The organism is Marisediminitalea alba (genome assembly GCF_002993365.1).
Lineage (GTDB): Bacteria > Pseudomonadota > Gammaproteobacteria > Enterobacterales > Alteromonadaceae > Alteromonas > Alteromonas alba.
Genome location: NZ_PVNP01000188.1, coordinates 36980 through 57857, shown reverse-complemented (window position 1 = coordinate 57857; position 20878 = coordinate 36980). Strand labels below are relative to the sequence as shown.

Sequence of the window (20878 nt, the reverse complement as noted above, 5' to 3'; positions counted from 1 at the left end):
AATAACAAATTTTAACCATTCCCGGATGTAACTCTATTTACCCTTCTTCAGATCAGGTCACCTGTCAAAGTGTGCAAGATACACTGTAACCTCACGTCAATTAATTGAAAGGAATGAAAAATGACTGCTCGCGAGCACGGATTTTCACTGGTTCAATTACTCATAATCGTAGCAATCGTGGCAATCATTGCCAGCCAGAGCGTGCAAAGCTTCAGTACCATGCTAAAAGCCATTGAATTAAAAGGAGCGGTTCAGTTGGTATATTTTCAGATACAGGCTGCACGACATCAGGCAATCGCCAAGCAACAAGATATTCAGCTAGATATTGTCGATGGTCAGTACTGGTGTATAGGTATTACTGACCAGGCAACCTGCAATTGTCAGAGCTCGCAATCTTGTACCATTGATGGTGTCGAAAAAGTGACCTCATATGACGAATTTCGTTTTGTTCAATTGGCGGCCTCTACTTTTGCCCATAACAACCAGTCACGGTTTTCACCTCCGCGGGGGCTTGCGCAAGGATATGCAGGGTCGGTCACGCTGACTAATGCCGAGCAGGATTTCAAAGTTATCGTGAGCAATACTGGCAGGGTAAGGATTTGTGCGCTTAATCAGGCTATTTCGCACTACCCTAAATGCTGAGTTATGGCGCACTTACGCTGCTATCTATCTGGACCTGGATGTAGTCTGAATAAAACTGATAATATTCATCAGGTGATAAAGGCAGAGTGCTGGCGATCCCGGCATTGCCACCGTAGCTACCTACGTTGATATTCGTAACACCATCCTGGATACCTGTCACTCGACCACGGCTGTAAGTATTGTAGTAGTGATTCACTGGATCGATAACGGTGTCCATAGTCTCGCTAGTGACCGTTGCAATAACCGGGTTATCTGCGTGCCAGCTGGCCAACAGAGTAAGATTGATGTCATAAAATGGCACTATCTGCTGCCATAGCGGATCATTTGCTGCCAGCTTCGCTTGCACCGCGGCAAGGTGAGAGCTTGTCATCCTATCCAAATAAATCCCTCTGGCAATCAGTTGATAATCACCAGGCGGTACCAGTAAGGAACGACTAGCCAGGCTGGATGAAAAAGGTGAATTACTGATTTTGCTAGCCATTAACTCAGTCGTATAAGACCGGTAATCGTCCAGTGCTGTTTGGGTGTCTAAAAAGGATGCTTCAAATGCGACGATATCGACAAGTTGCCAGTCGGGGTAGAGCTCATAGAAGCCGTTAATGCGTTTAAATCGACAATTCTCGATATAGGTGTCGCCGACCTGCGTGGCTTTAGTGAAGTTTCCTCCTCCAACTGAGTCATAGTGACTGTGAGGTAAGCCCCCTTCCAGGCGATAGTAAGCTTCACTGGCAACCATATTCATGTTGTCATGATGGTCCCGACAGCATACATTGCAGTGGGCAGGTTGCTGATTATCGGCCACCACACCGGTATCTTTAATCTCCAGATAACCTGGCGAGTCTACCAACTCGTCTCCTTCAAGTAGCGTCATTGCCGGGGTATAACCATTGCCGCTACCAGCCAGTTTGCATTTGCAGTTAATGGTCAAAAAATCCTCCTGTTTGAGCAATTTGCTGACCTGACCGCTGGAGGCATAGCGAAAAGAAGTCAATTCAACAATTTGGTTACTCCCTTGGTTAATCCTGTCAGGTAACGGTTTGCTGGCTTCCACCCTTTGATTATTGCCAAGACTATAGGATATTACGTCTGGCGCGGTACCTGGTGTGAAAGGCACTTCCGGCTTCGTTTTAACGTTATTTGACTCATTAATTGCATGATAACTGTGCCCTAAGGATACTGGTGCTATATTCCCATCCACTGCAATGGCCATGGTGTTACCTTTGGTATCAACCCATTTAACCGTCACCGTCACTTGTTTTTGCGCCGGGGATGGCGGTAATGGCAAGCCATTGCCAAGCAGGGTGGATCTGTCCATCCAGGTGTCGGCAACACCATCACCGGTGGTATCGCTAAAATACTTATCCTCAACCTCCCAGTTACGGGTGAATGAATGCAATTCACCATCGGTGCCGAGCGTGACATCTACCTGTCCAGGATTAATCGTACCACCGACATTATCAGCTATATCATCATAGGCAATCATCCCTGCCGCACTTTCAATAGCTTCAAATTGTCGCAGATCATTAAATTTATTCTGAGCTAATCGCAAGGCTGCATGTCGATAAGCGGTCTGCGCATCACTTCGCATGTATGCAGACTGCAATGACACAACGCCGCTAACGCCAAGCATTATAATCAGTGAAGCAATTAAAACTTCAACCAGTGAGAAGCCGCGAACCTGCATATAACCTCCTAATAATCCCGCCAACTACCGGGCACTCTGGCCAGCCGTTGAAACGCATTGTGCTGTTGTAGCAGGGTCAGGACATCCTGATGATAGGTTGAGTGGTAATAGCCATTCGCGTGACCTAAATCGTGATTCGCAATCATTCCACCAACTACTCTTGCTCCCCCGGCCATATAAATTTCATAATCCATAGCGGTAGTCGGTTTTCTGAATGACACCACCAGCCCGGTAATTATGGAGCCACTGTTCATCGTTAAATCGCCATTGGCAACAACGAGTAGTACCGGGTTAGTATCGTTGCCTAGCGAAGTATTTGCCGTGACGTAACAATGTCCCTCGACCCAGATAAATCCCGATGTTGCCGCTCCCAACGACGTACAAGTCGATAACACTTCGTCAGCTTCATTACGCAGTAATGCCCACTGATTTGCCGGTATATTAAAAATATACTCAAGCAAATCGTCCGGAAAATTAACATCGTTATCCAGAATATCCGGCCCCTGATGAGCGGTTTGAGAATATGGGGCGCTGCTACAGTTGCCTTCCGCAAAGGACTCCTGGTTACAGGTGGTGCCGCTGCCGTTGAGCAAATCCACATCCAAATCGCTCCAGATGGACAAGGGTACTCCTACACCACCACCATCAGGATTGGCAACCACCTCAAAGTTGCCTCCCGCAGCTATGCCGCCGGCCACTACAAGTGGAGCATCCGGTAGATTCGCCACCAGAGGGTAAACCAAAGCTTGTTCTGTGACCGTCACTGCGGACAATCGGTCAGGTGACTGTCCGACTGACTCTAATGTTATTAAGCGCTGTGTTGTAGATTCACGATGTATTTCTTCCCAACTCCCCGCAGTGGTGAAACTGCCCTGCCCTGGCAGGCTCTCGGTAAACTGAGCACCATCCCAGTAAGGCTCTATCGTCAAAATTCCTAAGGCTTTCATTAGTCCGGCCTCTGCACTGTTAAATGCCAAAAGGCGATTTTGTACATTTAAAGTAATCAGGTTTTCAAAGGACTTAACCTGACCGGTATATAAAGTCACCAGAGCTGCCATGGTGAGTAATAAAACAACCGAAGTCAGGACAATTGCCCCTCTCTCAGCCGATAATGTAGTAGTTTTAGCTTTCATAGTTTCTGACCACCACAACGGTTTCATAGGTTCTTGATAATTTATCGTTTGCCGATAGTTCCCCACTAAGAAAAACCGTTACGGATGTGCTGGCAATCCCTTGTTGAATTGTTTGGTTAATGGCAAACCTCAGTGACGTAACGTTAACGACACTACCGTCAGTTAAGTCTTCCCAACCATTGCTGGTGCAATCGAGAGCGTTACGGCGGATTTCTACCGTGCCATCAAGGAGTCGGTAGCCGAAGTGCTCATTGGGTGAGGCCTGGTCGAGTGTGCCATTGTCGTTACTGTCGTAGCTAAACAATACGCAGCTTTGTGCAGTTTCACCGGGATACTCGCTGATTGAGATAGATTGATTAAATGGCGAGGGGTTAGCATCCGGCTGAGAAACCATAGCCATGGTATTTCCAGAATAACCCGTTCGTCGTAAGTCTGCGATGATAAGCGCATAAACGTTGCCTAATTCTTCATTAAGCCTGGCACTGCTAAGTAAATTGCCGTTAACTCCCACTCCATATCCCACCAGCGACGACACAGCTGCCAAAGAACCAACTGCCAGCGTCATGGCAATCATAATTTCAATTAAGGTGTACCCGCCCTGGTATCTAACATTCATTTCGCAATAAATCTCTCTGTTGTACTCATCGCATACCGAACTCCTCACAAAAGCAGCTCTCTGTATCTCGTGTGATGACTCATTCTGCATACTGTTTTAGCTTGTTTCTGCTGGTCTTAAGAATGGTTGTTAGATAGTCGCCAACCAAACGTTGGCTTTAGAATAAGAGCCGTACGTGCGTTCAGTTGACTGATAGGACGTAAATTTGGAGTATCAAGTAACGATGAATCAACTGGCTTTACAGGGAACAGTTATCTGATGAAAACAACAGGATTTACTCTACTTGAACTGATGATTGCCGTTGTGATAATGGGTATTCTGGCTGCGATTGCTCTGCCGGCATATCAGGGGCAGGTAAGAGAATCCAGACGGGGGGATGCCCAGACCGCACTGATGCAAATGCATATGAGCCAGGAAAATTACAGGCTGCAAAACATTACCTACGGCGCCGCAGCGGATATCGGCATTCCGGCATCGGATTTTTACACTTTCAGTGTAAGTAACGTTAGTGCCACCACGTTTACGCTGACCGCAACAGCAAAAGGAAGTCAGACTAATGATACGGGTTGCACAACCCTGACACTCGACGAGTCAATGAATCGCACCCCAGCCAACTGCTGGTAACACGATTCAGGGAAGTGCTCGCAAGCAAGACGCTGCTGCGAGCATAAGACGGGAATTGTTTTAGCTTACCTGTTTAACCCGCAGTTCTTTGGGCACGGCAAACTCAATACTTTCCTCACGACCGCTACGTTCGCTGGCTTTTACTGCTCCCCAGTCGAGTAAACGCTGAATAACCCGTTTAACCAGTACCTCAGGCGCTGATGCGCCAGCGGTAACACCGATATGCTCAACGCCATCGAGCCACTCGCGCTGGATACAGTTCTCATCGGCGATCAGATGTGCCTGTGCACCCATTTTGCCCGCCAGCTCGCGTAAACGATTTGAGTTAGAGCTGTTTTGCGCGCCCACCACCAGCAACACCTGGCAATCCTGAGCCAGCTCGCGCACGGCATCCTGGCGATTTTGAGTGGCATAACAAATATCATCTTTACGCGGCCCTTCAATGGCCGGAAAACGTTCACGCAAGGCGTCGATCACGTCGGCGGTATCATCAACCGATAACGTAGTCTGACTGCAATAATAAAGTGCATTGGGGTTTTTTACTTCCAGCGTTTGTACATCGTCACTGGACTCCACCAGGTAGATACCGCCTTCAGGGTTATCGTACTGCCCCATGGTGCCTTCCACTTCCGGATGCCCGGCGTGGCCAATCAAAATACATTCGGTGCCCCGGCGGCTGGCGCGGGTGACTTCAAGGTGAACCTTGGTAACCAGTGGACAGGTAGCGTCGAATACTTTCAGGCCACGACGTTCGGCTTCTTTGCGCACGGCCTGCGAGACGCCGTGGGCAGAAAAAATGACGATGTTATCGTCTGGTACTTCATCCAGCTCATCCACAAAAATAGCGCCGCGCTCTTTCAGTCCATCTACCACAAACTTGTTATGCACCACTTCGTGGCGCACATAGATAGGTGGCTGAAAAATTTCCAGTGCCCGTTCAACAATGGTAATGGCGCGGTCTACACCGGCACAAAAGCCACGGGGATTAGCTAAATGAATTTGCATGGTACGCCCTTACTCAAGTCTAAGTGTTGATAACATCGATGATTTCAACATCAAAGATCACGGTTTGTCCAGCCAGCGGATGATTAAAATCCACCGTTACGGAGGTACCGGCGATGCTGCGAATGATCCCCGGCACTTCACTGCCATCGGGTTGGGCAAAGGCCATAATCATGCCTTCTTCCAGGGTCATGTCAGCGGCAAAACGGCTTTTATCCATATGGTGCACGTTATCCGGGTTAGGCTGGCCAAAGGCGTCTTCCGGTGCCAGCTCAAAGGATTTTTTGTCGCCAGCTGACAGTCCCAATAAACAGGCTTCAAAATTAGGCGTTAAGCTGCCATCGCCCATCACCAGCTTGGCTGGCTTTTTGTTTACCCGGGTACTGTCGGCGGCAGAACCGTCGGCCAGTTTAAGGTCAAAGTGCATAATAACCTGGCTTTTATCGCCAATCACTTTTGATGTTTCGCTCACGGTCACTCTCTCTACGTTCAGGTTAATTAGCGCTACTGGTTGATGTGTTGTCTTCTTTACTGGTTAGCATGTCCCAGATAAGCAGGGCAGCGCCAATAAAAATAGCACTGTCGGCCAGGTTAAATGCCGGCCAGTGCCAGTCATTTACGTAGAAATCGAGAAAATCGATGACATAACCATGCACAATCCGGTCGTACACGTTACCCAGTGCGCCGCCCAGAATAAAACTAAAGGCTACCGGCAGCAGTTTGTGTTGCTTAGGCGTTTGCTTGAGCCACCACAGGATCACGCTACAAACGGCTACCGCAATAGCAGTAAAAAACCACCGCTGCCAGCCGCCTGAGTCGTGCAGAAAACTGAATGCGGCACCGTAATTATGCACATAAGTGAAATTGAAAAACGGCGCCAGCTGCACAGACTCATACAATGCCATGCTGTCCATCACGGCGTATTTACTCCAGAGGTCCAGCACTACCGTGATCACGCTTATCCATAAAAAGCGCAGGCCGCTTTCGCTAATAAACTTAGGCATAGTGGCGCGTTTCCCCGTCACCATCCACGTTAGTTACGCAGCGGCCGCACAGTTCAGGGTGCTCACTGTGAGAGCCCACATCGTCGCGTACGTGCCAGCAGCGCACGCACTTTTCACCACTGCTTTTCGCTACGCTCACAAACAGCCCTTCCAGTTCGGTTGCACTAGCATCCGCCGGCTTATCGACCAGTGCCGCCACCTCCACACCAGAGGTAAGCAATACGAAGCGCAGTTCATCGGCCAGTTGCTCCAATTGGCCCTTAAGCGTTTCGTCGGCATACAGGGTTACAGAGGCTTCCAGTGAACCGCCCAGCAGCTGTGCTTTACGCGCCTGTTCCAACGCCTGGTTAACTGCGTCTTTAACCACCATTACCTGTTTCCAGTAAGCGTCGTTAAAGGTGTCATCCTGACCAAAGTCATTAAAGCCCTGGTACCAGGTTTCGGTAAACACAAATTTCGCTCTGTTGCCTGGCAGTTCCTGCCAGATTTCCTGCGCAGTAAAGCTGGTGATTGGCGCCATCCAGCGTACCAATGCCTCAACAATGTGATACAGCGCAGTCTGGCATGAACGACGTGCAACGCTGTCGGCTTTGGCGGTGTATTGACGATCCTTGATGATATCCAGATAGAAACTGCCCAGCTCTATAGAGCAGAAGTGAGATAGTTTCTGTGATACCAGCAGCATGTCGTATTTTTCATAATCGGCGATGATTTCGGCCTGCAACTGCTTAGCCCGTGACACTACCCAGCGGTCCAGTGCAACCATCTCGGCTTCCGGTACCGCATCAGTTTCAGGGTTAAAGCCATTGAGGTTAGCCAGTAAGAAACGGGCAGTATTACGCAGACGACGATAGTTGTCGGCCGCACGCTTAAGGATTTCATCAGATACCGCAATTTCTCCGCGGTAATCTGTTGAAGCAACCCACAGGCGCAGAATGTCAGCGCCCAGCTTGTTAGTAACTTCCTGTGGCGCTACCACGTTGCCCAGTGACTTGGACATCTTCTTGCCCTGAGCGTCAACCGTAAAGCCGTGGGTGAGTACCTGACGGTAAGGCGCATGACCGTGCATAGCGGTGGAGGTCATCAGTGACGACATAAACCAGCCGCGGTGCTGATCGGACCCTTCCAGGTAAAGATCAGCTTTAGCCGGGATATCGTCACGGCAGTCCACCACGAAGAAATGGGTAACACCGGAGTCAAACCAGACGTCCAGCGTATCGGTGACTTTGTCGTACTGGTCGGCATCGCTGCCTAACAGTGCCGCATCATCGATATCCCACCAGGCCTGAATGCCGGTTTTCTCAATCTCTGTCGCTACCTTCTCAATCAGGCTGGCCGTTTCAGGATGCAACTCGCCGCTAACTTTATGGATATACAGCGGGATCGGCACACCCCAGGTGCGCTGACGTGAAATACACCAGTCGGGACGGCCTTCTACCATCTTGGTAATGCGGTTTTCCCCCCACTCCGGGATCCACTCCGTTTTGCGGATTTGTTCCAGTGACTGCTCGCGCAGACCCAGTTTGTCCATGCTGATAAACCACTGCGGCGTGGCGCGGAAGATAATCGGCGTTTTGTGGCGCCAGCAATGGGGGTAGCTGTGCTCAAAGTTCACATTCAGCACCAGATTGCCACTTTCAGCCAGGGTATCAATGATGGGCTGATTGGCTTTAAATACGTGCATACCGGCAAACAACGGCGTGTTTTCAAGATAAACACCGTTGTTACCTACCGGGTTATAAACCTCAATATCATAGTGCTTACAGACGTTAAAATCGTCCACACCGTGAGCCGGCGCAGTATGTACGCAGCCCGTACCCGCGTCGGTAGTCACATGATCACCCAATACGATTAACGATGTTTTATCGAGGAACGGATGCTGCAATTTAGCTTTATCCAGCGCCTGACCTAAACAGGTTGCCACGGTTTTATATTCTTCAACGCCATAACGCTGCATGCAGCTTTCTACCAAATCAGTCGCCAGCATCAGCCACTGGGCATCATCACCAAATTCAACCAGTGAATACTCAAGTTCAGGATGTAAGCTTACCGCCAGGTTGGCTGGTAGTGTCCATGGGGTGGTTGTCCAGATCACAACGCCGGCTTTATGCGCGGCCAGCTCTTCGCTGCTAAGATCAAAAGCTGAGGCAAAAGTGTCAACATCTACCAGCGGGAATTTTACGTCGATGGCCGGTGACATTTTGTCTTTGTATTCCACTTCAGCTTCGGCTAATGCAGATCCACAATCGGTACACCAGTGAACCGGCTTAAAGCCTTTTTCCAGGTGGCCGGCGTCAATGATTTTGCCCAGCGCGCGAACAATATTCGCCTCTGAATCAAAATCCATGGTTTTGTAGGGCTTCGCCCACTCACCAAGAATGCCTAAGCGTTTAAAGTCGGTCATCTGACCGTCGATTTGCTTTTGCGCATAGTCACGGCATTTCTGACGAAACTGCGCAGCGGTGACCTTTTTACCCGGCTTGCCGACTTTCTTTTCTACCATCAGTTCGATAGGCAGACCATGGCAATCCCAGCCAGGCACATAAGGCGCATCAAAATCAGCTAAGGTTTTGGACTTAACAATAATATCTTTGAGGATTTTGTTAACGGCATGGCCAATGTGAATATTTCCGTTGGCGTAAGGAGGGCCGTCATGCAGCACAAATGGCGTTTTACCGGCTTTGGCTTGGCGAATCTGCTGATACAAGCCGTCTTGTTCCCAGCTTTTCAACATTTGCGGTTCGCGTTGCGCCAGGTTCCCTCGCATAGGGAAGGCGGTTTCCGGCAAATTCAATGTGGCTTTGTAATCACTCATAGCTATTGTTCTATCCGTCCACGTTATCGGGAGTTATCCCGGGTTCAGACCTGCACCAGGTCGTCGTTATTCATTAAAATTTGTTTGGCTTTAGTAACATCGAGGGCGATTTGCTCACGAAGTGTCTCAAGACTGCTGAAGCGCTGTTCATCTCTGATTCTGGCCACCGGAACTACCGTAATATGCTGACCATAAATGGAACCGGCAAAGTCAAAAATATGCACTTCCAGTTGCTTGCGCTGGCCGTTTACCGTGGGTCTTGAGCCGATATTGGCTACACCGGTGTAGAGCGTACCGTCGATATTCAGCTTCACTGCAAACACGCCGGTAATGGGTGTCTGGCAACGGTTAAGCAACACATTGGCAGTAGGAAAGCCTATTGTGCGCCCTTTTTTCTCGCCGTGAATCACCCGACCGGAGATAAAAAACGAACGGCCAAGCATGGTATGAGCCAGGCTAAAATTCCCCTCAGCCAGCGCCTCGCGCACAGCCGTAGAGCTTATCCGGCAGTCTTCCATGCGGTAACTTTGGGTGCTGACCACCTCAAAGCCGAAGTGCCGTCCGGCCTGTTCGAGGCGGGAAAAATCGCCCTGACGACCTTTACCAAAGCGAAAATCATCGCCAACCACCAGAAATTTCACACCCAGCTTGTCGACCAGCAGATGCTCTATAAACTCATCCGGCGACTGGGCAGCAAATTGTGCATTGAAACGTACACACAACAGGCGGTCTACCCCTTGCGCTTTAAGTAGCTGATATTTTTCGGCCAGCGGGCTGATTCGGGCAGGCGCCGTGTCCGGCGTAAAGACTTCTTCCGGATGCGGTTCAAACACCATCACAGTGGCAGGCAAAGACAGCCTGCGGGCTTGTTCAATAACATTAGCCAGCACCGCCTGATGGCCAAGATGAACTCCATCAAACTTTCCGATGGTCAGGACACAGCCGTGATGATGATCTTTTAAATTGTTAAGGCCCCGGATTAGCTCCACGTTTTACAGCAACCTTTTGTTGAGATGAATATGCTACAAAGCCGGCGATTATAAACTACCCGGCCAGCAATACCAATCGCTAAAAGGCCTTGGATTTGAAATGACGGACGCGAATGCCAAAACTAAACAGGCAGCCGCCGAACACGGCAACGGACAGCAAAATGGTTAACGTAAGGGACACGATTTTGTCGCGCAAGGCCAGGCCGGTAAAGTCAACGCCCTGCTGCATCCACAAAATAGCAGCCACCATGGCGCAGGTTGAAAACATCACCCGAGCCACAAACCCCAGGGTAAGACGGCTCACAACATACACTTTTTGCCGGCTTAAACCGATATACAGCAACGCAGCATTCAGCGTGGCAGACAAACTGGTGGCTATTGCCAGACCCACATAGCCATAAGGGATGGCAAAGATAAGATTAAACAGCATGTTGGCTGCCATACACCAGATACCAATTTTAACCGGTGTTTTAGTATCCTGACGCGAGTAATAGCCTGGAGCCAGCACCTTAACCAGCATAAAGCTGAGCAGGCCAAACGCATAGGCCATTAAACTGTATGAGGCCATGCGCGCGGTTTCGGCCGTAAAGGCACCGCGCTGAAATATTACCGAGAGTATCGGTTCTGCCAGAAACCCCAGGCCCGCCGCCGCAGGGACCCCCAGTAAGCTCACCATGCGGACCGCCCAGTCCATGTTACCGGAAAATCCCAGCTCGTCTTTCCCCACATGATTGCGAGAAAGCGTAGGTAAAATGACGGTGGCGATGGCTATGCCAAATAACCCCAGCGGAAACTCTAACAAGCGGTCTGAATAATACAGCCAGCTTATCGACCCGGTGACCAGAAAGCTGGCAATAAACGTATCGAGCAGCAGATTTATCTGCCCTACCGATACACCGAACAACGCCGGGATCATCAGCGTCCTGACTTTTACCACCCCCGGATCGCGCCACCCCCATTTGGGTTTAACCAATAAACCGGCGCGAAACAAAAACGGTAGCTGAAAACCCAGTTGCACAATGCCACCAATAAACACCCCCCACGCCAGCGCATAAGCCGGCTCACTCATAGCTGGAGCCAATAAATAAGCGCAGGCGATAATACAAATATTCAGCAATACCGGCGTGAAGGCCGCCACGGCAAACTTGTTAAGGGTATTTAAAATTGCGCCGGATAGGCCGGTCAGTGATATAAACGCAATATACGGGAAGGTGATTTTAAGCATGGCGCTGGCCAGTTCGAATTTTGCGCCGTCAGGTTTATCATTCAGATAATCAATAAACCAGCCGGCCCCAAACATGGCCGTAATCACCGGTGAAATGACCACCCCAATCAGCGCAGTCACAAATACTATTGCACCAAGGGTGCCCGACACATGGGCCACAAACTGTTTGAGTTTTTGTTCGTCTTGTTCGGCGTGGACTTCGGTAAGTACCGGGATAAAGGCCTGGGCAAACGCCCCTTCGGCGAAGAGGCGACGCAGGAAATTAGGGATCTTGTTGGCAAAAAAGAATACATCAGCGGCGGCTTCTGCCCCCATCAGGCGGGCAATAACTACATCCCGGACTAAACCCAGCACCCGGGAAAGGAGTGTCATCGTACTGACAATCAGGCCTGACTTAATTAATTTCTTCGACACACACTTCCCTTTCGGTGCCCTGCTGACACCCTAATCGACTTATGTGCCGTTATTGTACCTTATGTAACCACAATGAAATCAATGAATAATTGGGATATCAGGGATATTTAGCTTTCTAATCGCTCCAGTTTGTCAATCAGCATCATCGACAGGTTAACGAAATCCGTTGAGGTAACGATACCAATAACATGGTTGTCGTCATCCACCACGGGTAAACAGCCGTGTTTATTGCGTAAAAAGAAAGGCGCGACTTCCTGAATCGTTTCCTCGGCTTTAACGGTATCAAAATCACATACCGCCACTTCCATGATATTGGTCTGCTTCTCATGCTGCTCCAGTGCCTCGTTACCGTACAGCACCATCAGACTCATCACTTTGGCAATCAGGCTTTTTTGCGTGACCACACCTATTATTTTTTGCGTATCTTTATTTACCACGGGTAAATGACGAATGCCGCGATGACGGGTGATATAGTGGGCATCGTGTAAGGTATTCCCTTCATGCAATTGCATTACCGGGCAGGTCATAATATCGGCAACGGTTAACATTCACCTACTCCTGTTATTTATTAGCTATCATTTCAGAGATTTACCGCTCTACTATCGGTTTACTCCGATTACTGTAGACCATTATCGCCGGTTGTGCAGACAAGCTATTGACCTGCGTCAACGACCAATGTCAGCGAATATTTACTGGAGCCCGAGGGCCATACTCAGGTATACTACGCGCCATGCGGAAGAAAGTTACGTTTAGCTGCGATAAATTGTTTGACAATTAGCCGATAGCTAGGCACAATCCGCACCCTCGTTTTTGACATGAATTTTTTTGGGAGTTACACCTTGGCTAACATTAAGTCTGCTAAGAAACGTGCAATTCAAGCCGAAAAGCGTCGCCAGCATAATGCCAGCCGTCGCTCCATGACTCGTACAAGTATTAAAAAAGTAGTAGCGGCTATCGCCTCTGGTGATAAAGAAGGTGCCCAGGCTGCACTGTCTGCTGCAACTCCAATTCTTGACAGAATGGCTTCTAAAGGTTTGATTCACAAGAACAAAGCTGCACGTCATAAGAGCCGTCTGGCTGCGCAAATTAAAGCGCTGGGTTAATCACCCACTGACGTTTAGTTTAAAAAAGCGCCTTCGGCGCTTTTTTTATGCCTGTCATTTAATCTTCAACAACTCGTCATCGAACAGTCAAAGGTCCGTCACCTAACTGTCAAGCCCTATTAGTAAAGTGCAAGTCACTTCACCAGTTGCGATTGGCCGGGAAAATGTGATGGCAAAACTCCACTATAAAGCTGTATGGTTATCCGATATTCACCTTGGTAATAAAGACTGTAAAGCAGAATTCCTGCTTGAGTTTTTACATAGCATTTCGGTGGATACCTTATATCTGGTGGGCGACATCGTCGATATGTGGCAAATGGAAAAGCAGTTTCGCTGGCCGGATACCCACAACCAGGTCATGCACAAATTCATGCAAATGAGCAATAGTGGCACCCGCGTGGTGTATTTACCAGGCAACCACGATGCGCCCATTCAAAAATACTCAGGTATGGCCTTTGGTGATATCGCTATTGAGCGTGAACTGGTGCACACCACAACCAATGGTAAACGCTACCTGGTATTGCACGGCGATCAGTTCGATGCCGATGTAACCCTCGGCAAATTCCACGCCTGGATAGGGGATAAAGCCTACGACTTACTGTTATTTCTTAATCGCTGGTATAACCGTTTCAGAACCTGGCGTAACAATCACTACTGGTCGCTGGCCGGGTACATTAAAAAGCACATCAAGGGCGCCAATAAAGCTATCGAACGCTACCGTGCAGCAGGTTGCCGCCACGCCGCAGAAAGAGGGCTCGACGGGATTATCTGTGGCCATATACACCACCCTGAGTCGTTAATGGTGAATGGTATCCACTACATTAACGATGGCGACTGGATAGAAAACTGCTCGGCACTGGTTGAAGATAATAGTGGTGAGCTCTCACTAATTCACTTTAATGAGTATCTCAAGCACTCCGGTAATGTGTCAGTCCTGGCAGACTTTGTAAAAACCGGCAAAGCCGCCTGATACTGCCAGGCGTATCTGTAAAGGAACTGCAATACAACTGTGAGCATATCGTCATAAACGGTTGCTATCGTGTGGCGAAATAACCTGAAGTGTACTGAATATGTTTACTGTTGATGAATTGCTCAATGAGTACTATCCGCAGGTCGCCAAGCACAGCCTGCTAAGCAAACCCCTGCGCTTTGCACTGCGTCATTTACTGCACGAAAGGGAAATCGCAGACTTCGGACGGACCTACCCTCACTACCACGATATCGATTTTGTCGAGCAGGTACTGGAATACTTTAATGTCAGCACCTCGGTGCGGGACACCGAACGGGAACGCATCCCAAGTGAGGGCCGCGTGGTGATCATTGCTAATCACCCGATTGGCTCCATTGATGGTTTGGCGCTAATCAAACTGATCTCCGAAATCCGCCATGATTTAAAGGTGGTAGCCAACCAGATGCTGATGGCTATTGAACCACTTCGGGATATGCTGCTGCCGGTTAACAATATGCAGGGCGGCACCCGCAAAGAACATTTGGCTGCCATTCACGAGCACCTGGCTGGCGACGGCGCGGTATTAATATTTCCTGCCGGCGAGGTCTCCAGACTCAGACCACAGGGTGTACGCGATACCCACTGGCATAATGGCTTTTTGCGCATCGCCAGGCAGGCCAAAGCCCCCATCCTGCCGATATTTATTGATGCTAAAAATTCGCCGTTATTCTATGGTGTGTCTATGGTTTATAAGCCACTGGCGACAGCGCTGCTGGTGAAAGAAATGTTCAAACAACGGCGTAAGTCACTGCCGATGCGCATTGGCGAGCTGATCCCCTTCTCCAGCTACCAGTCACTGAGCATCTCGCTACCTGATCAGGTAAAACTGTTTAAACGTCATCTGTACCGTGTGGGTACTAATCGTAAGGGAATTTTTGCGACTCAGGCGGCCATTGCCATGCCTGAAGACCGCAAGGAGCTCTCTCGAGCTATACGCCAGTGTGAGCACTTAGGCGAAACTTCTGATGGCAAACATATCTATTTATACCTGCATCAGGGCAGTTCGGTGATCATGCGTGAAATTGGCCGTCTACGTGAAATTGCGTTTCGCGCTGTTGGTGAAGGTACTTTGCACCGTCGTGATATCGATAAGTACGATAATCACTATTATCACCTTATCCTGTGGGATGAAAACGATTTGGAAATTGTTGGTGCCTACCGTTTTGGTGATGCGCGAATTCTGAGTAACCCCGACCATCCAACGGGCTTATACTCAGCCACCTTGTTTGATTACGCACAACATAATCCGCAGCTGTTTGAACAGGGCCTGGAACTTGGCCGCAGCTTTGTACAGCCCCGTTACTGGGGTAAGCGCAGCCTCGATTACCTGTGGTTCGGTATTGGCGCGTTTTTAACCCGCTACCCACATTATCGCTATCTGTTCGGACCAGTGAGTCTGAGCGATAATTATCCACAGCCAGCCAAGCAGCTTATTGTGCAGTTTTATGCGACCCACTTCCCGGCCAGATTTGGTGAGGCCGAGGCAAAGATCCCCTTTTCCCTCCCCACCGATACACTGACCGAGTTTAAAGGCGAGGACTACAAGAAAGAGTTCACTCAGCTTAAACATCTGCTGGCCAATATGGGAGTGAACGTGCCCACCCTGTATAAGCAATATACCGAAGTCTGCGAGCACGACGGCGTGGCCTTTCTGGACTTCAACATCGACCCGGACTTCTGCGACTGTGTGGATGGTCTGGTGGTCGTTGACGCCGACAAGTTATTGCCGAAGAAACGCAAACGTTATATCCAGTGCCATCAGTTCGAGAAAACGGCTTAACTTGTGTTGCTCAGGGCCAACGGTTATAGAAATCCGTTGGCCCTTCTCCTCTGATATCTGACATTACGCAAAAACCTACGGCACTGCTATAGTAACCATTCCAGCCAACTTCGAAGGGTTAATGATATGGCAAGCATGGAGCAGGCTCAGGCAACCCAGATCCAGAACATTGAAAAAGCCACCGGTAAATCACTCAGTGAATTATGTTCGTTGGTGAATAGTAGCGGCCTGACCAAACACACCGATGTGGTGAAAATGCTCAAGGCCGATTTAGGATTAGGCCATGGCAATGCCAACCTTATTGCGCACATGGCTAAACAGGCGGCAAATCCTGGCGATACTGATACGCCGCCAATGGACCTCATCTATGCTGGTAACAAAGCGCACTTGCGCCCCATCCATGAAGCGTTACTGGAAGCGCTGAATACGTTTGGTGCTTTTGAAACCGCGCCCAAGAAAACTTACATCAGCTATCGCAGAAGTAAACAATTTGCCATGATTGGCCCGGCAACCAAAACCGCGGTAGAATTAGGCATAAACAGTCGCTCATTAAGTGAAGGCAACAGGCTGGAGAAGCTGCCGCCAGGTAAAATGACGCCCTTCAGAGTGCGTGTTACGGCACCAGAGCAGATTGACGATGAGCTCATAAGCTGGTTAAACACAGCCTATCAGGAAGCAGAATAAATAAATATTTACAATTACTTACATACATCCAACCAATAAACAGCCGAAATTTAGATAGCATAGGGATTGCAACCCTTTGACCTATTTATGCAGGAACCGGTATTCATGGAAGTAACCCCCCAACGTTATGCAGAGCTCGACTGGCTGCGCGTGATACTGATTGTCGCGGTGTTTATGCACCATGTATTCATGCCGTTCAACGGTGATAACTGGCACATTATGAATAGTGAGTCGAGCAAATTACTCGATGATATTATGGTCTATTTTGAGCAGCTTCGGTTACCGGTCTTGTTTCTGATTGCCGGGGCTGGCAGCATTATTCTGCTCAACCGGGTCAGCAGTACGGCATTTTTACTCAGCAAGTCAAAGCGGCTGTTACTGCCCCTGTTGCTGGCAATGATGTTTATTACGCCTCCTCAGGCTTATTTTGAAGCCCCTGAGCAGTATGCTTCACTGCTCGACGCCTACCAGCAGCGATTGCTGATCTTCGATAACAAACACCTGTGGTTTATTGAGTTTCTGATCATTTTTATGCTCCTGGCTACCCCGTTAAAAAAGGCGCTGGATACATCTCCCGGGCAAACGCTACTTGGAGCCTTTGAGAAGCTGTCGCATCGCCCGTTTGGTCTTATGCTGTCTGGCGTGGTTCTTATTTCTGTAAGGTGCATTTTAAAGCTCAATTATCCCGAGCAGGACGGGGCTATCGAGAACCTGTCGGTGTCGGTGTTCTATCTGGTGTTTTTTATCACAGGAATGCTGTTTATGTCCCGCCAGGCAATCTGGCAATCAATTGCCCGCCATCGTCGATTCAATCTGTATGGGTTTATAGTCAGCAGCCTGGTGTTCTATATCTACTACCTGGGTGACTTCAGCTCTATTGGCTCACTTGCCGTCAGGTGGCAAATCTGGTGGGCATTAACAGCGTTACTCTCCTGGGCAGGCATGCTGGTTTTGCTGGGTTATGCCGGACACTACCTGAATAACTCCCCGGCCTGGTTGCGCCAGGCTAACGAGTTAATCTACCCGTTTTATATTTTGCATCAGACGGTCATAGTGGTGCTTGCTTACTATATCGTTCAGTGGGATGCCGGTATTACGCTAAAATCATTGAGTGTACTGGTGTTGGCTTTTACCCTCACCGCCGGCCTGTGTTATTTTTTGATTCGGCCGACTACCTGGTTACGGCTTGCATTTGGTTTGAAGCAACGCGCCTGAATAGGTTAATCCTCGATTAGTGCTTGATATTATTGGTCCATCACGAAACACTTAACGTATCGATTTTAGGTTTGTTTAGCGGATAACATTATTATGCTAAAAATTATTGTCTTAATCCCTCTTATCCTGAGCGTATTATGGTTTGGGTATTTAAAGGCTAACAATTACAGTGTGGCTGACGGCAAACAGGGGTTTAAGTATATTCTGGTGATCTCTTCGGTCATCGCCGTCTTTTTCACCTTTATGTACTTTGTCACTCACTAACACCGGGTTTTCAGTTAAACAAAAAAAAAGCAGGTCTGAGACCTGCTTTTTGTTTATCTGAACAAAGCGTAAGGTTTAGAGATTAACCGTTACATCAGCTGCTGAGCGTAATGAATCCACAAAACTCTGGTAGTTAGCCTGGCTGTAATTGGTCATCAGCTGCTGATTAAGGCTGTCTAATTCTTCTTCACCCAGCGCTTCAGGCATGTTCACTGCCGTCAGGCGTACTACACCAACATCACCTGAACCCAGCTTAGCCACTTCGAGGTTGTTACCCTCTTCAGTACTCAGGGTAAACACGGTGTCTACCAGATTACGTGGTAGCTCGGTGCTGTTACGCGCAATGGCTTCTTTACTTTGCCATTCCAGGGTGACATCACCAATAGTCAGTTCAGGTGACTCGCCAGCCTGTACCTGCTCTACTACGTTGTCAGCCCACTCTGCTGCTGCTTCCTGCGCTTTACGGGCGCGCAGTTGCGCGAGAATTTGTGTTCTGACCTCATCCAGTGCCTGAGTACGCTGTGGCTCATGACCTACTACACGGATGACTACTACTTCGTCATTGCTTAGCTCAATAACGTCACTGTTCAGCCCTTCGGCAATAAAGTCCGGATCGAACATTTTGCTGGTTACGGCTGGGACATTAAGCGCCGCGGGTACCGCTGAAGCGGTGACTAAACCGGTTTCCTTAATTTTACCATTCACTGCACCAGCAACGTCTTCAAGGGTATCCGGCACTTCAAACGCCAGGTTAGCCATTTCTGATTGCAGGGCAAAGAATTCATCGGTCGCTTTGTCGGTAAGCAGTTGCGCTTCAATCTCGTCGCGTACTTCTGCCAGCGGAGTAGTTTCTACCGGCTTCATATCGGTGAGCTTGATAATGTGGTAACCAAATTCAGTTTCGATAACCTCAGAGGTTTCACCAACGTTACTGATAGCAAAAGCGGCTTCGTCGAACGACGGATCCATCATTCCGGCAGTGATAAAATCAAGGTCACCGCCATTCTCAGCAGAAAACGTATCGGCAGAATTAGCTTCGGCCAGGTCGGCAAAATCGGCACCTTGCTCAACTTCGGCTAACAGTGACTCGGCTTTTTCTTTAGCCGCGTCCTTGTCATCACCAAACTCGATCAGGATGTGCGATACACGACGCTCTTCTGTCGTTTTATACAACGCGATGTTGTCCTGGTATTCCTGCTCGATTTCCTCTTCGCTTACCGATACGTCAGCTTTCAGGTCTTCTACCGCCAGCGTAACATAGGCCAGGTTCACTTTTTCCTGGGTATCAAAGCGCGAGATATTTTCGTCATAAAACGCCTGAACCTCTTCATCGCTCAGTTCGACGGATGCGGCAAATGGCGCAGAGTCTACAATCAGATAATCGGCATTACGCGTCTGATCCTGTAAGCGGTGCGCTAAGCTCACTTCTTCAGGCAAGCTGAAATCACTGGCCTGCACCGCACGAGATAATTGCTCGCGGGTCATTTGCTGGCGCATATAATCGCGGAAGTCACTGGGCTGGAAACCATTTTGACGCAACAGCATTAAATAGCGTTCGTTGTCAAAACTACCTTCGGTCTGAAACTCGGGCATTGCAGTAATAGCATCACGGATTTGCTTATCTGACACCCGCATGCCCAGCTCTTTAGCTTTCTGTTCAATTAATGTGTCGGCAATCAGGCGATCCAGCACGTTCATGCGGAAATCACGCAGATAGTTTTCATCGCTGAATAAGGCGCTGATCCCTTCACCAAACTGCGCTTCCAAACGGGCACGTTGTGCCTGATAGGCGCGTTCAACATCCTGCTGGCTGATTGGCTCACCGTTAACTTCAGCGGCGGCAGAGCTGCCTGATGAAGACACATAGCTGCTAACCCCAGCAAATACAAAACTCAATACGATCAGGGCAATAATCGCCATCGCCCATGGGCCTTGAGAACCTTCTCTGATCCTTTCTAGCATGACTCGATTTTAACTCCGTTGCATTACAACTTTTCCGGCCGGTAGCTACCCGTAATACAATCGGGGGCCGGCGGAACAAATAAGCGGGGATTATAGCTTAATACTTACCCCGATAGAATGCTGAAGAGGCATTCCTTTGCTTACAGCAATAAAAAAGGCGATGGTAAACCATCGCCTTTTCAAAAAATATCTAATGCTTAGTTACAAGCGTCTTTCAGTGCTTTACCTGCTTTGAAAGAAGGTACTTTAGCTGCAGCAATTTCGATAGTCTCACCAGTTTGAGGATTACGACCACTGCGTGCAGAGCGCTCTCTTACAGAGAAAGTGCCGAAACCAACCAGAGCTACCTGGTCGCCTTCTTTCAGCGCGTCTGTTACCGCGTCAGTGAAAGCATCCAGTGCACGGCCAGCGGCAGCTTTAGAAATATCTGCACCAGCAGCGATTTTGTCGATGAGTTGAGACTTGTTCACAATTAGATCCCCTTCGTTTGTTATTATGCTCTCGTCCGCAAAACAATAATCAGTTCATTGCTCAGACGTTATAGCAAGCTTGAAGATTAACATCAAGCTTCACTTTACAATTTTTTAACTTATTGTTGAATCGCTGCCATCCCTTTAGTGACAAGGCTTCAAGCGAATACAGCAGTTAAGGTAACACAACTTTTGGGACTTTGAAGCCCCTAAAGTTAAAAAAAACGGCTTTTGTCACACCAT

General features: G+C 48.9%; 20 protein-coding genes. 8 read left to right on the top strand and 12 right to left on the bottom strand.

The features are described from left to right. The first annotated feature begins 120 nt into the window (after nucleotides 1-120). The gene (locus C6Y40_RS17060) at nucleotides 121-642 is read left to right on the top strand and encodes a GspH/FimT family pseudopilin (RefSeq protein WP_105935606.1); all 522 of its coding nucleotides are present in this window, start codon (nucleotides 121-123) and stop codon (nucleotides 640-642) included. Nucleotide 643: 1 nt separating this feature from the next. Here the strand turns inward: C6Y40_RS17060 and C6Y40_RS17055 are convergent, their stop codons facing one another. Genes C6Y40_RS17055 through C6Y40_RS17045 form a run of 3 tightly spaced genes read right to left on the bottom strand, consistent with a single transcriptional unit; the run spans nucleotide 644 to nucleotide 4075 of the window. Further along, entirely contained in the window at nucleotides 644-2326 is a 1683-nt protein-coding gene (locus tag C6Y40_RS17055) for a PilV family protein (RefSeq protein WP_105935605.1), read from the bottom strand. Between the two features lie 8 nt (nucleotides 2327-2334). Continuing rightward, entirely contained in the window at nucleotides 2335-3459 is a 1125-nt protein-coding gene (locus C6Y40_RS17050; protein ID WP_105935604.1) for a pilus assembly PilX N-terminal domain-containing protein, read from the bottom strand. Further along, nucleotides 3449-4075: a prepilin-type N-terminal cleavage/methylation domain-containing protein gene (locus C6Y40_RS17045; protein ID WP_105935603.1), complete on the bottom strand. Its 627-nt coding sequence runs from the start codon at nucleotides 4073-4075 to the stop codon at nucleotides 3449-3451. The genes C6Y40_RS17050 and C6Y40_RS17045 overlap by 11 nt, the downstream gene beginning before the upstream one ends. A gap of 258 nt (nucleotides 4076-4333) precedes the next feature. On the opposite strand from C6Y40_RS17045, the gene C6Y40_RS25435 reads away from it, so the two are divergent. Continuing rightward, a complete protein-coding gene (locus tag C6Y40_RS25435) occupies nucleotides 4334-4699 on the top strand; it encodes a type IV pilin protein (RefSeq protein ID WP_105935602.1) in 366 nt (121 codons plus the stop codon). 60 nt (nucleotides 4700-4759) lie between these two features. Here the strand turns inward: C6Y40_RS25435 and ispH are convergent, their stop codons facing one another. The 7 genes from ispH to C6Y40_RS17005 all read right to left on the bottom strand — a co-directional run bounded on the left by ispH (nucleotide 4760) and on the right by C6Y40_RS17005 (nucleotide 12696). Further along, nucleotides 4760-5704, bottom strand: a complete 945-nt coding sequence (gene ispH / locus C6Y40_RS17035) for a 4-hydroxy-3-methylbut-2-enyl diphosphate reductase (protein ID WP_105935601.1) — start codon at nucleotides 5702-5704, stop codon at nucleotides 4760-4762. A 19-nt stretch (nucleotides 5705-5723) separates the two neighbouring features. Next, nucleotides 5724-6173 carry an FKBP-type peptidyl-prolyl cis-trans isomerase gene (fkpB, locus tag C6Y40_RS17030; RefSeq protein ID WP_105935668.1) on the bottom strand — a complete coding sequence of 150 codons (450 nt, stop codon included), beginning with the start codon at nucleotides 6171-6173 and terminating at the stop codon, nucleotides 5724-5726. 22 nt (nucleotides 6174-6195) lie between these two features. Continuing rightward, on the bottom strand, nucleotides 6196-6705 hold the full coding sequence (gene lspA, locus C6Y40_RS17025; RefSeq protein ID WP_105935600.1) for a signal peptidase II: 510 nt from the start codon (nucleotides 6703-6705) through the stop codon (nucleotides 6196-6198). Beyond that, entirely contained in the window at nucleotides 6698-9520 is a 2823-nt protein-coding gene (ileS, locus tag C6Y40_RS17020) for an isoleucine--tRNA ligase (protein ID WP_105935599.1), read from the bottom strand. The genes lspA and ileS overlap by 8 nt, the downstream gene beginning before the upstream one ends. Nucleotides 9521-9564: 44 nt before the next feature. After that, nucleotides 9565-10509: a bifunctional riboflavin kinase/FAD synthetase gene (ribF, locus tag C6Y40_RS17015; protein ID WP_105935598.1), complete on the bottom strand. Its 945-nt coding sequence runs from the start codon at nucleotides 10507-10509 to the stop codon at nucleotides 9565-9567. A gap of 79 nt (nucleotides 10510-10588) precedes the next feature. After that, nucleotides 10589-12148, bottom strand: a complete 1560-nt coding sequence (gene murJ / locus C6Y40_RS17010) for a murein biosynthesis integral membrane protein MurJ (protein WP_105935597.1) — start codon at nucleotides 12146-12148, stop codon at nucleotides 10589-10591. A 107-nt stretch (nucleotides 12149-12255) separates the two neighbouring features. Next, nucleotides 12256-12696: a CBS domain-containing protein gene (locus tag C6Y40_RS17005; protein WP_105935596.1), complete on the bottom strand. Its 441-nt coding sequence runs from the start codon at nucleotides 12694-12696 to the stop codon at nucleotides 12256-12258. A 291-nt stretch (nucleotides 12697-12987) separates the two neighbouring features. On the opposite strand from C6Y40_RS17005, the gene rpsT reads away from it, so the two are divergent. The 6 genes from rpsT to C6Y40_RS24825 all read left to right on the top strand — a co-directional run bounded on the left by rpsT (nucleotide 12988) and on the right by C6Y40_RS24825 (nucleotide 18203). After that, nucleotides 12988-13251 carry a 30S ribosomal protein S20 gene (rpsT, locus tag C6Y40_RS17000; RefSeq protein ID WP_105935667.1) on the top strand — a complete coding sequence of 88 codons (264 nt, stop codon included), beginning with the start codon at nucleotides 12988-12990 and terminating at the stop codon, nucleotides 13249-13251. A 169-nt stretch (nucleotides 13252-13420) separates the two neighbouring features. Next, on the top strand, nucleotides 13421-14221 hold the full coding sequence (locus C6Y40_RS16995; RefSeq protein ID WP_105935595.1) for a UDP-2,3-diacylglucosamine diphosphatase: 801 nt from the start codon (nucleotides 13421-13423) through the stop codon (nucleotides 14219-14221). A gap of 100 nt (nucleotides 14222-14321) precedes the next feature. Next, a complete protein-coding gene (gene olsF, locus C6Y40_RS16990) occupies nucleotides 14322-16040 on the top strand; it encodes a bifunctional ornithine lipid synthase OlsF (RefSeq protein WP_105935594.1) in 1719 nt (572 codons plus the stop codon). Nucleotides 16041-16166: 126 nt separating this feature from the next. Then, nucleotides 16167-16724 (top strand): DUF5655 domain-containing protein, encoded by a 558-nt coding sequence (locus C6Y40_RS16985; protein WP_105935593.1) that lies wholly within the window; start codon nucleotides 16167-16169, stop codon nucleotides 16722-16724. 105 nt (nucleotides 16725-16829) lie between these two features. Further along, on the top strand, nucleotides 16830-17939 hold the full coding sequence (locus C6Y40_RS16980; RefSeq protein ID WP_105935592.1) for an acyltransferase family protein: 1110 nt from the start codon (nucleotides 16830-16832) through the stop codon (nucleotides 17937-17939). Nucleotides 17940-18032: 93 nt separating this feature from the next. Beyond that, entirely contained in the window at nucleotides 18033-18203 is a 171-nt protein-coding gene (locus C6Y40_RS24825; RefSeq protein WP_164464615.1) for a hypothetical protein, read from the top strand. 75 nt (nucleotides 18204-18278) lie between these two features. Here the strand turns inward: C6Y40_RS24825 and C6Y40_RS16975 are convergent, their stop codons facing one another. Further along, nucleotides 18279-20165, bottom strand: coding sequence for a SurA N-terminal domain-containing protein (locus C6Y40_RS16975; RefSeq protein WP_105935591.1), 1887 nt, complete (start codon nucleotides 20163-20165; stop codon nucleotides 18279-18281). Nucleotides 20166-20362: 197 nt separating this feature from the next. After that, entirely contained in the window at nucleotides 20363-20635 is a 273-nt protein-coding gene (gene hupB / locus C6Y40_RS16970) for a nucleoid-associated protein HU-beta (protein ID WP_073323035.1), read from the bottom strand. Nucleotides 20636-20878: the final 243 nt, after the last annotated feature.

Bases quoted from the DNA above. Each gene is read 5' to 3' on its own strand.
- C6Y40_RS17055 (WP_105935605.1), bottom strand. From the start codon at position 2,326: ATGCAGGTTCGCGGCTTCTCACTGGTTGAAGTTTTAATTGCTTCACTG.
- ispH (WP_105935601.1), bottom strand. From the start codon at position 5,704: ATGCAAATTCATTTAGCTAATCCCCGTGGCTTTTGTGCCGGTGTAGAC.
- C6Y40_RS16985 (WP_105935593.1), top strand. From the start codon at position 16,167: ATGGCAAGCATGGAGCAGGCTCAGGCAACCCAGATCCAGAACATTGAA.
- C6Y40_RS25435 (WP_105935602.1), top strand. From the start codon at position 4,334: ATGAAAACAACAGGATTTACTCTACTTGAACTGATGATTGCCGTTGTG.
- lspA (WP_105935600.1), bottom strand. From the start codon at position 6,705: ATGCCTAAGTTTATTAGCGAAAGCGGCCTGCGCTTTTTATGGATAAGC.
- C6Y40_RS16975 (WP_105935591.1), bottom strand. From the start codon at position 20,165: ATGCTAGAAAGGATCAGAGAAGGTTCTCAAGGCCCATGGGCGATGGCG.
- C6Y40_RS17045 (WP_105935603.1), bottom strand. From the start codon at position 4,075: ATGAATGTTAGATACCAGGGCGGGTACACCTTAATTGAAATTATGATT.
- C6Y40_RS17060 (WP_105935606.1), top strand. From the start codon at position 121: ATGACTGCTCGCGAGCACGGATTTTCACTGGTTCAATTACTCATAATC.
- olsF (WP_105935594.1), top strand. From the start codon at position 14,322: ATGTTTACTGTTGATGAATTGCTCAATGAGTACTATCCGCAGGTCGCC.
- C6Y40_RS24825 (WP_164464615.1), top strand. From the start codon at position 18,033: ATGCTAAAAATTATTGTCTTAATCCCTCTTATCCTGAGCGTATTATGG.
- C6Y40_RS16995 (WP_105935595.1), top strand. From the start codon at position 13,421: ATGGCAAAACTCCACTATAAAGCTGTATGGTTATCCGATATTCACCTT.
- C6Y40_RS17005 (WP_105935596.1), bottom strand. From the start codon at position 12,696: ATGTTAACCGTTGCCGATATTATGACCTGCCCGGTAATGCAATTGCAT.
- ileS (WP_105935599.1), bottom strand. From the start codon at position 9,520: ATGAGTGATTACAAAGCCACATTGAATTTGCCGGAAACCGCCTTCCCT.
- C6Y40_RS17050 (WP_105935604.1), bottom strand. From the start codon at position 3,459: ATGAAAGCTAAAACTACTACATTATCGGCTGAGAGAGGGGCAATTGTC.
- C6Y40_RS16980 (WP_105935592.1), top strand. From the start codon at position 16,830: ATGGAAGTAACCCCCCAACGTTATGCAGAGCTCGACTGGCTGCGCGTG.